This window comes from Phytoactinopolyspora endophytica, from assembly GCF_004138495.1.
GTDB lineage: Bacteria > Actinomycetota > Actinomycetes > Jiangellales > Jiangellaceae > Phytoactinopolyspora > Phytoactinopolyspora endophytica.
Map to the genome: position 1 here is coordinate 107012 of NZ_ML142859.1, position 6164 is coordinate 113175.

At 64.3% G+C, this 6164-nt stretch carries 10 protein-coding genes and 1 pseudogene; 5 read left to right on the plus strand and 6 right to left on the minus strand.

Translation table 11 applies throughout. From position 1 onward, the window contains the following. The 3 genes from ELR45_RS38540 to ELR45_RS20645 all read left to right on the plus strand — a co-directional run. Window positions 1-199, plus strand: a 199-nt coding sequence (locus ELR45_RS38540) for a hypothetical protein (RefSeq protein WP_205856958.1), incomplete at its 5' end; no start/stop codon positions are given. Beyond that, window positions 196-684 (plus strand): hypothetical protein, encoded by a 489-nt coding sequence (locus tag ELR45_RS20640; protein ID WP_129668042.1) that lies wholly within the window; start codon window positions 196-198, stop codon window positions 682-684. The genes ELR45_RS38540 and ELR45_RS20640, both read left to right, overlap by 4 nt. Before the next feature lie 86 nt (window positions 685-770). Further along, entirely contained in the window at window positions 771-1283 is a 513-nt protein-coding gene (locus ELR45_RS20645) for a P-loop nucleotide/nucleoside kinase family protein (protein WP_129668043.1), read from the plus strand. Between the two features lie 11 nt (window positions 1284-1294). Here ELR45_RS20645 and ELR45_RS20650 read toward each other — a convergent pair whose 3' ends face one another. The 5 genes from ELR45_RS20650 to ELR45_RS20670 form a co-directional block, all read right to left on the minus strand. Continuing rightward, entirely contained in the window at window positions 1295-1480 is a 186-nt protein-coding gene (locus ELR45_RS20650) for a hypothetical protein (protein WP_129668044.1), read from the minus strand. Continuing rightward, window positions 1470-1925 (minus strand): class I SAM-dependent methyltransferase, encoded by a 456-nt coding sequence (locus ELR45_RS20655; protein WP_129668045.1) that lies wholly within the window; start codon window positions 1923-1925, stop codon window positions 1470-1472. Before ELR45_RS20655 ends, ELR45_RS20650 begins: the two co-directional genes overlap by 11 nt. 96 nt (window positions 1926-2021) lie before the next feature. Continuing rightward, the gene (locus ELR45_RS20660; RefSeq protein WP_129668046.1) at window positions 2022-2840 is read right to left on the minus strand and encodes a RibD family protein; all 819 of its coding nucleotides are present in this window, start codon (window positions 2838-2840) and stop codon (window positions 2022-2024) included. 195 nt (window positions 2841-3035) lie between these two features. Next, window positions 3036-3632, minus strand: coding sequence for a dihydrofolate reductase family protein (locus ELR45_RS20665; protein ID WP_129668047.1), 597 nt, complete (start codon window positions 3630-3632; stop codon window positions 3036-3038). Between the two features lie 234 nt (window positions 3633-3866). After that, window positions 3867-4298, minus strand: coding sequence for an HIT family protein (locus tag ELR45_RS20670; RefSeq protein WP_129668048.1), 432 nt, complete (start codon window positions 4296-4298; stop codon window positions 3867-3869). Window positions 4299-4619: 321 nt separating this feature from the next. On the opposite strand from ELR45_RS20670, the gene ELR45_RS20675 reads away from it, so the two are divergent. Continuing rightward, entirely contained in the window at window positions 4620-5285 is a 666-nt protein-coding gene (locus tag ELR45_RS20675; protein WP_129668049.1) for a hypothetical protein, read from the plus strand. 54 nt (window positions 5286-5339) lie between these two features. Here ELR45_RS20675 and ELR45_RS20680 read toward each other — a convergent pair whose 3' ends face one another. Next, window positions 5340-5891 carry a MarR family winged helix-turn-helix transcriptional regulator gene (locus ELR45_RS20680; protein WP_129668050.1) on the minus strand — a complete coding sequence of 184 codons (552 nt, stop codon included), beginning with the start codon at window positions 5889-5891 and terminating at the stop codon, window positions 5340-5342. Between the two features lie 90 nt (window positions 5892-5981). On the opposite strand from ELR45_RS20680, the pseudogene ELR45_RS38545 reads away from it, so the two are divergent. After that, window positions 5982-6164, plus strand: a pseudogene (locus ELR45_RS38545) (hypothetical protein); the annotation flags it as partial.

Below are 6164 nucleotides of genomic sequence, written 5' to 3' on the forward strand. Positions count from 1 at the left end.
CTACGGCTATTGGGACACACCGGCCGGGCGCGAGCCGGATGGAATGGGCCGGGCCGCCAACGAACTGACCCCGACGGAGTGGGACCCGGCGTCCAAACAGCCGATCTTCAAAGTGTCCGCTGCCCGGATCAGGCGTGCCGCCGACGCCGACGACCCGAGCGCGGGCACGCAGGCACAGAGCGAAGGGGTACGACGGTGAACAAGGTAGGCATGCTGATCCGGCTCGTGCACAACCATGAGCGGAACGTCGTCAGAAAGCTGCTCGTGATCGGTGAGCGGCATCGATCGGATCACGAGGTCTACCACGTGACCAGAGACCTGGCTCGATGGTCCGATGAGCACGTCCGGCTCCTGCGTGAGCAGGGCCAACGCCTGGGCATCGACCTCAAGGTCGACGATGCGGGCAGCGGCCCGCGGCCGTTGCGCGCCGTCCGGGAGAAGCTCTCGGAGCTGTCCAGCCGTCGTCCTGAATCCGGCCTGCTGCTCCTATGGGACATGCGCGGCTTGCATCTCGACCTGATCGGACTGTCTCTCGACTGGGAGATTCTCGGCCAGACGGCCCAGGCCATTAAGGACGACGAGCTACTCTCGCTCACTCAGAGATGTCACCCGGACACGCTCCGGCAGGCTGCGTGGGCCAACGAGATGGTCAAGGTCATCAGCCCGCAGGCGATGGCGAGCTGAGCTTCGTCGGGTGGATTCATGCCGCACGCTTGCTCCGCCGGGCCGCCTTCTACGATTGATCCGGTTCGGTGGTGAGGGGAGTTCGTGTGCGTGAGCGGATGCTCGTCGTTCTGCGAGGCCCGGCGGGCGCGGGGAAGTCGGCCCTGGCGGAGGCGTTGCGCGACCGGCTGGGTTACCCGGCGGCAGCCATCGACACGGACATGTTCAACTGGACGACCGTCCCCGGCGAGTCGAACAAGCAGGTCGTGTATGACAACGTCTGCCTGCTCGCGGAGTCCTACTTGCGTCACGGCTATGACGTCGTGCTGTCTGGGCTGATCTTCAGTTTTGAGGAGCGCGGCGCGCTGGCCTCGCTGCGCGCGCGTGGCCGGCTTCTGGGCTGGTCGTACTGGGACTTCTACTGCCATGTTCCGCTGGACGTGGCCAAGCGGCGTTCGGCCGACCGAGCACGCGACGTCCCGGCCGAGTTTGTGGAGAAATGGTGGCACGACGCACGTGGTGACGTGTCGTCGGTTCTCTGGCCTGTGCGCGAGCTGGACATGCAGCGGCCCGTCGAATCCAACGTCGAGGAGATCATATCCCTGCTCCAACCGGACTGACGCTCTCGTGGTCACTCGGGTATGCGGACTACTGCCCACTGATAGTGGAGATCGTTCCGTCCTGGCGCGGTCGCCCAGTCCTCGATCGTGCCGTACTTCTCGAGCGCAGCACGGAGCGTGGCGTCGCTCCTGAGGTTGAAATAGCGGGCAGGGCCGAAAGCGGTGCCCTCGTCCCACCGTCCGTCCCTAGTCTTCATCGGCGCCCCAGACGCCGATCGCGACCGGCGACGCGGGGCGCACGACGCGGGTGATCTCGTCCAGGGCTCGTGGCAGGCCGTCTGTATGAAGATGCATGAGAGTGCTCATGGTCCAGGCGGCGTCGAAGGAGTCCCTCTCGAATGGCAGGTCGAGAGCGGAGGCGACCTGGACGTCAAGGCCGATCGAGCGTGCTTCCGCGGCCTGCCCGGAGGAGAGATCGACGCCGCGGTACCTCAGGCCGACCGAGGCGAATGCTTCGCCGTCACGGCCCGGGCCGGTGCCGATCTCGAGAATCGTAGTGCGTCGCTCCCGGACGAGCCGTTGGATGTAGTCGGCACGCCATGCGCGTCGCTCCGGCGACAGTTCTCGCTGGGCACGGGACGTGGCCTTGCTGTCGTAGTACGTCACCAAGTCCTGCTCGACGGCCGGACGCTGGGCTGTCATGCCTGGAATCGTACTGAAGCTTCGAATTGCGGCAGTGTTGTCGGTGATGCGACGTGCTTCGGTCGCGCGGCGTCCTAGTCCCGACGGCGCGTCTAGCTACGCGGTCAGGCGTTGTGCCTCCTCGTGTATGACCTCGTACCGCAGCCAGAGCATTCCGTCGGTCTCAGCATGGGCGAAGAGCAGCCGCAGTCGCGTCGGAGACTCTCCGTCGGCAAGCTCGGGCCCGTCGAACAGTGTCGGAGTGTCCCGGCCGCCGATCGCGGCAGGGAAGACGAGCAGGTGGATCTCGTCGACCAGGCCTGCCCTGAGGAGCGCACCGTTGAGCCCGCCGCCGGCTGTCGACACAACGCAGGTGACACCCAGCTGATCATGCATCCGGCGCAGGGCCGTCGTGAGATCGACGCGTTCCTCGCCGACGACGAGGTAGCAGATGCGCTCCTGACGCAGGTAGGCCAGATATTCGACGGGTGTGGTGCGGGCCACGAGGGCCAGAACATCGAATCCGCCGCCATTCTTCGTATGCCACCGCACTCGTCCACGGCTGTCGACAACCGTGAACCACTTCTCGTGGTCTGGGCCTTCGACGACCTCCGGTGGCAGAAAGTCGGTGTAGAGCACGTCTGCCGGACCGTGAAATTCGGCTGAGAGCCCGGTCAGTGGGCCAGCCGATTCCGTGACTAACGACCCGCTCCCTTCGAGGACCGCCTGCGGCCGATACAGGTTGGCAATCTGCGATGACCGCATGTCTCCAAGTACCTGCGCACTCGGCGGATGCAGCGATCCCCATTCCAGCGAGGCATCCTCATCCATCAACAGTCGATCGCGGCGGAGTGTGACTCGTCCGTCCACCGACGCGTCCACCGAGACCACGACACGGGGCCGGTCAATGGTCCCAGACCCGGTTACGTGCTCCATCCCTCTGCACTCCTCCCGACGGTCCGTGACGCGGATGCTGTCCTGCCTACCAGGAGCCACCGACATTCGTCGTCGCTTGGAACTGTCATGGAAGCAGCCGTGCTGGCAGGTTCCGGTCGTCCTCGCCCAGTGTGGTTCCTCTCCGTGCGCGGACCACTCGTCCCAGCTCGCGAAGCCGGCGGGCACCGGCGTCAGTCAGCGCAAGACGCGATAGCTGAGGTGGGTGGCCCGATTGCCGCGGCGGATCGTCGGGTTGTCCAGCCGCACCGGTTTCGAGGCCAGGTTCGCGAAGTACGGGGTGCCGGAACCAAGCAGGTAGGGCACAAGATCGACGGTGATCACATCGAGCAGCCCGGCATCGAGCGCCTGCTGCGCGATATTCGGGCTGGCGATGACGACGTCCTTGTCGCCGGCGACAGCCTTCGCCTGTGCGATCGCGCTGTCGACGCCATCGATGACGAATGTGATCGGCGCGTCTTGGTGCGGCCATTCCTGCGGTGTCGGAATCCGATGCGTTACGACGAAGACCGGCAACCCCGTGGGGTGGACACCGTTCCATCCACCGGCTACGTCGAACAGGCGTCGTCCCGCGACGAGGGCGCCGATGGCGTTGACGGTCTCTTGGAAATGCGCGGTGTCTTCCGCAGACTGATGGTACGGGATGTCCGGGTTCGCGGACTCCGTTTCGACAGGGCCGGCGGTGTACCACTCGAACAGCTGGTCCACGCTGCCGTCTGCGTCTTCGATGAAGCCGTCCAGCGACATCGACATGTTCGAAATGACCTGTCCCATGGTGCTCTCCTCATCTGTGCTGCGGCCCGGATTGGGCGCGCTCTTATCCAAAGATCGGAGCAGCCACAGGGTTCTCGACATGCATCCAGAGATGTGGTTCAGGTCACGCTGTGACGTCGCCTCGGCCGCGAGTGCGACGGGCTGAGATGTGAGGCGCCTCGTCGACGATCAACGAGCTGTCCCGCGGCACGCGAACCGCCGTGCGTTAGCGCTTGTGTCCGGTGGTGTGCCCGTTCACGTCTCGACGGCTCGCAGCCGTCTGGCGATAGCGTCGGTCTCCTCGATACTCATCGTTGGCACCGGGCCCCAGTGGGTCCCTCCGTTTGGCAGAGTGGCCGCCACATGGAAATGTGTATGCGGCACGGTCTGATAGGCGGGAACGCCGTTTTTCTGCCAGATGGCTATACCTTCGGCCTCGAAGGCTTCTTTGACGAGACGAGCCGCTCTGCGGACGCTCGTGATGAGCGCATCGGCCTCATGCGGTCGCAGATCCAAGATGGTCTCGCGGTGCTCAACCGGCACGACCAGGACATGACCTTGGCCTCTCTGTTCGCGTGTAACCAGAGTGGCCGTGATTTGATCTCGTTCAACGATGGTGTACGGACGTCGACCACTCAGGTACTCACAGAACGGACAGGGGTCATTAATCGGTAGCACCAGCGACATCGGTCAATCGTGTCATCTACGCAACGCGCGCATTAGTGCCATGCTCGCGGGATATGGGGCTGATGATCTGACAGGTCAGGCGAGCAGGCGCTCCGGCTGGATCCGGTCGCCTCAGGCTTGTGTGGTCGGCCACTTGGCAGCTAGCTTGCCGCAGCAAGCACGTGCTCTGTCCTGCCCGGGGAATGACACTGAGACGGGGAATATATGAAGGCCGGAGCGACCCTGGGTGTCGTCGCCGTTTCTGCGTTGAGCCTCGCAGGTTGCTCTGAACACAGGGTTTCGGGCGAAGCCCGGGAACTCGTACGGGAGCAGGCTCTGTCGGTGGGTAACGAGCTCGCCGCCGGCGTATTCGTCGACGGTCCCGATGGCGTCGAAACCGGCTTGCATCGCTCCCGCGTCGATCGCGACGTTGATGTCGTGGTCGACAGCGGGCAGGCGTCGCTGTCGCTATGGTTCGCGGAGACAGTCACGTCCGAGGGCGGCGGCTTCAACTCGGAGGTTTCGAAGTCGGCGGTTATCTGTGTGGAGTACGTCGTTGACCTCGACGGCGGAGACACGGCGATCCACGAGAGTGCGTGTCCGGAGGACGTTCCGTCCGGAGATCATGTCGCCCAAGAGTCGCTTGGCAGCAAGGTCGAGATCGATTCGCACGACGCAATGCGAGCACTCAACCGCTTCCCGACGCACGCGCATGATCGCATCAAAGAGTATGCGAAAACCGCTCCTGCGAAGGAGGAGCTGCCAGCAGCCACAGCCGCTCTACAGCCATTGACCGAGCAGGACGATCTCGATCCCGACGAGGTCATTCAGGCCTTGGAAGGGGCCGGAATGGGCGAGTACGTTACGACCCGAACGGCCAATGGCGCGGTCAGATTCGGGGCCGCCGTGACGCACGGCGGGTGCATATTCGGTCTCGTCGCGCCGGGTGAGCTCGACATCGATGCGGGTGGTGTCCTTGCTGACGGCGGCTGCTTGAAGCCACACTGAACCCCTTCGTCTGCTTTCATTTGACGTTGAGCCATGCGCGAGTGGTCGCTGGCCTCATCCCTGCAGGCGCTCTGGTCCGTCGGCTGTCGTGGTGTCGCTCGGCTTGAGCGCCGGTGGCACGTCGCCGAGGCTCATGAGCAGTGTGCGTAGCAGGTCCGCGAGTTGCTCTTGCTCGCCCGGGTTGAGTGCCGCGAGCAGCTGAGTCTCGTTTTCGACGTGCTTGGCCACGACGACGTCAACGAGTTGGCGGCCCTGGTCGGTCAGGGTGATCAGGACCGAACGTCGGTTGGACGGATCCGTTTCGCGCGTCACCAGCTCCTTGGCCGCCAGCCGGTCGATCCGGTTGGTGATGGCGCCAGAGGTGACCATCGAAGACTCCACTAGCCCACCCGCCGTGAGTTGATAAGGGGAGCCGGACCGGCGGAGTGTGGCCAGGATGTCGAATTCCCATCGCTGCAGGTCATAGGCGGCGAATGTCTCCTCCAGCTTGCGCTCCAGGAATCGGGCGGCTCTCGAGATCCGACCGATCACGCCCATGGGCGAGGCGTCGATGTCCGGCCGTTCGGCCCTCCACTGCCCCAGCACCTTGTCCACACTGTCTGCCATGACGACTCCTTAGCGTTGAAATGTTTGACACTAAGGTAACAGATGGTCTAGTGTCCTCAACATTAAATAGTTCAACGTTGAGGAGTCATCATGGCGACCATGACCCACGAGGTCACCACCCCCGCCGCCGTTCCCGCCCCGGTCGCCGTCGAAGACCCGGCGCGGCTGTGGGGCCTGACCGCGCTGACCGCTCTCACTCCGATCGCGTGGGGAACCACCTACCTCGTCACCACCGAGTTCCTGCCTCCCGACCGTCCCTTGCTTTCCGGTGCG

Bases quoted from the DNA above. Each gene is read 5' to 3' on its own strand.
- ELR45_RS20665 (WP_129668047.1), bottom strand. From the start codon at position 3,632: ATGGGACAGGTCATTTCGAACATGTCGATGTCGCTGGACGGCTTCATC.
- ELR45_RS20655 (WP_129668045.1), bottom strand. From the start codon at position 1,925: ATGACAGCCCAGCGTCCGGCCGTCGAGCAGGACTTGGTGACGTACTAC.
- ELR45_RS20660 (WP_129668046.1), bottom strand. From the start codon at position 2,840: ATGGAGCACGTAACCGGGTCTGGGACCATTGACCGGCCCCGTGTCGTG.
- ELR45_RS20680 (WP_129668050.1), bottom strand. From the start codon at position 5,891: ATGGCAGACAGTGTGGACAAGGTGCTGGGGCAGTGGAGGGCCGAACGG.
- ELR45_RS20650 (WP_129668044.1), bottom strand. From the start codon at position 1,480: ATGAAGACTAGGGACGGACGGTGGGACGAGGGCACCGCTTTCGGCCCT.
- ELR45_RS20670 (WP_129668048.1), bottom strand. From the start codon at position 4,298: ATGTCGCTGGTGCTACCGATTAATGACCCCTGTCCGTTCTGTGAGTAC.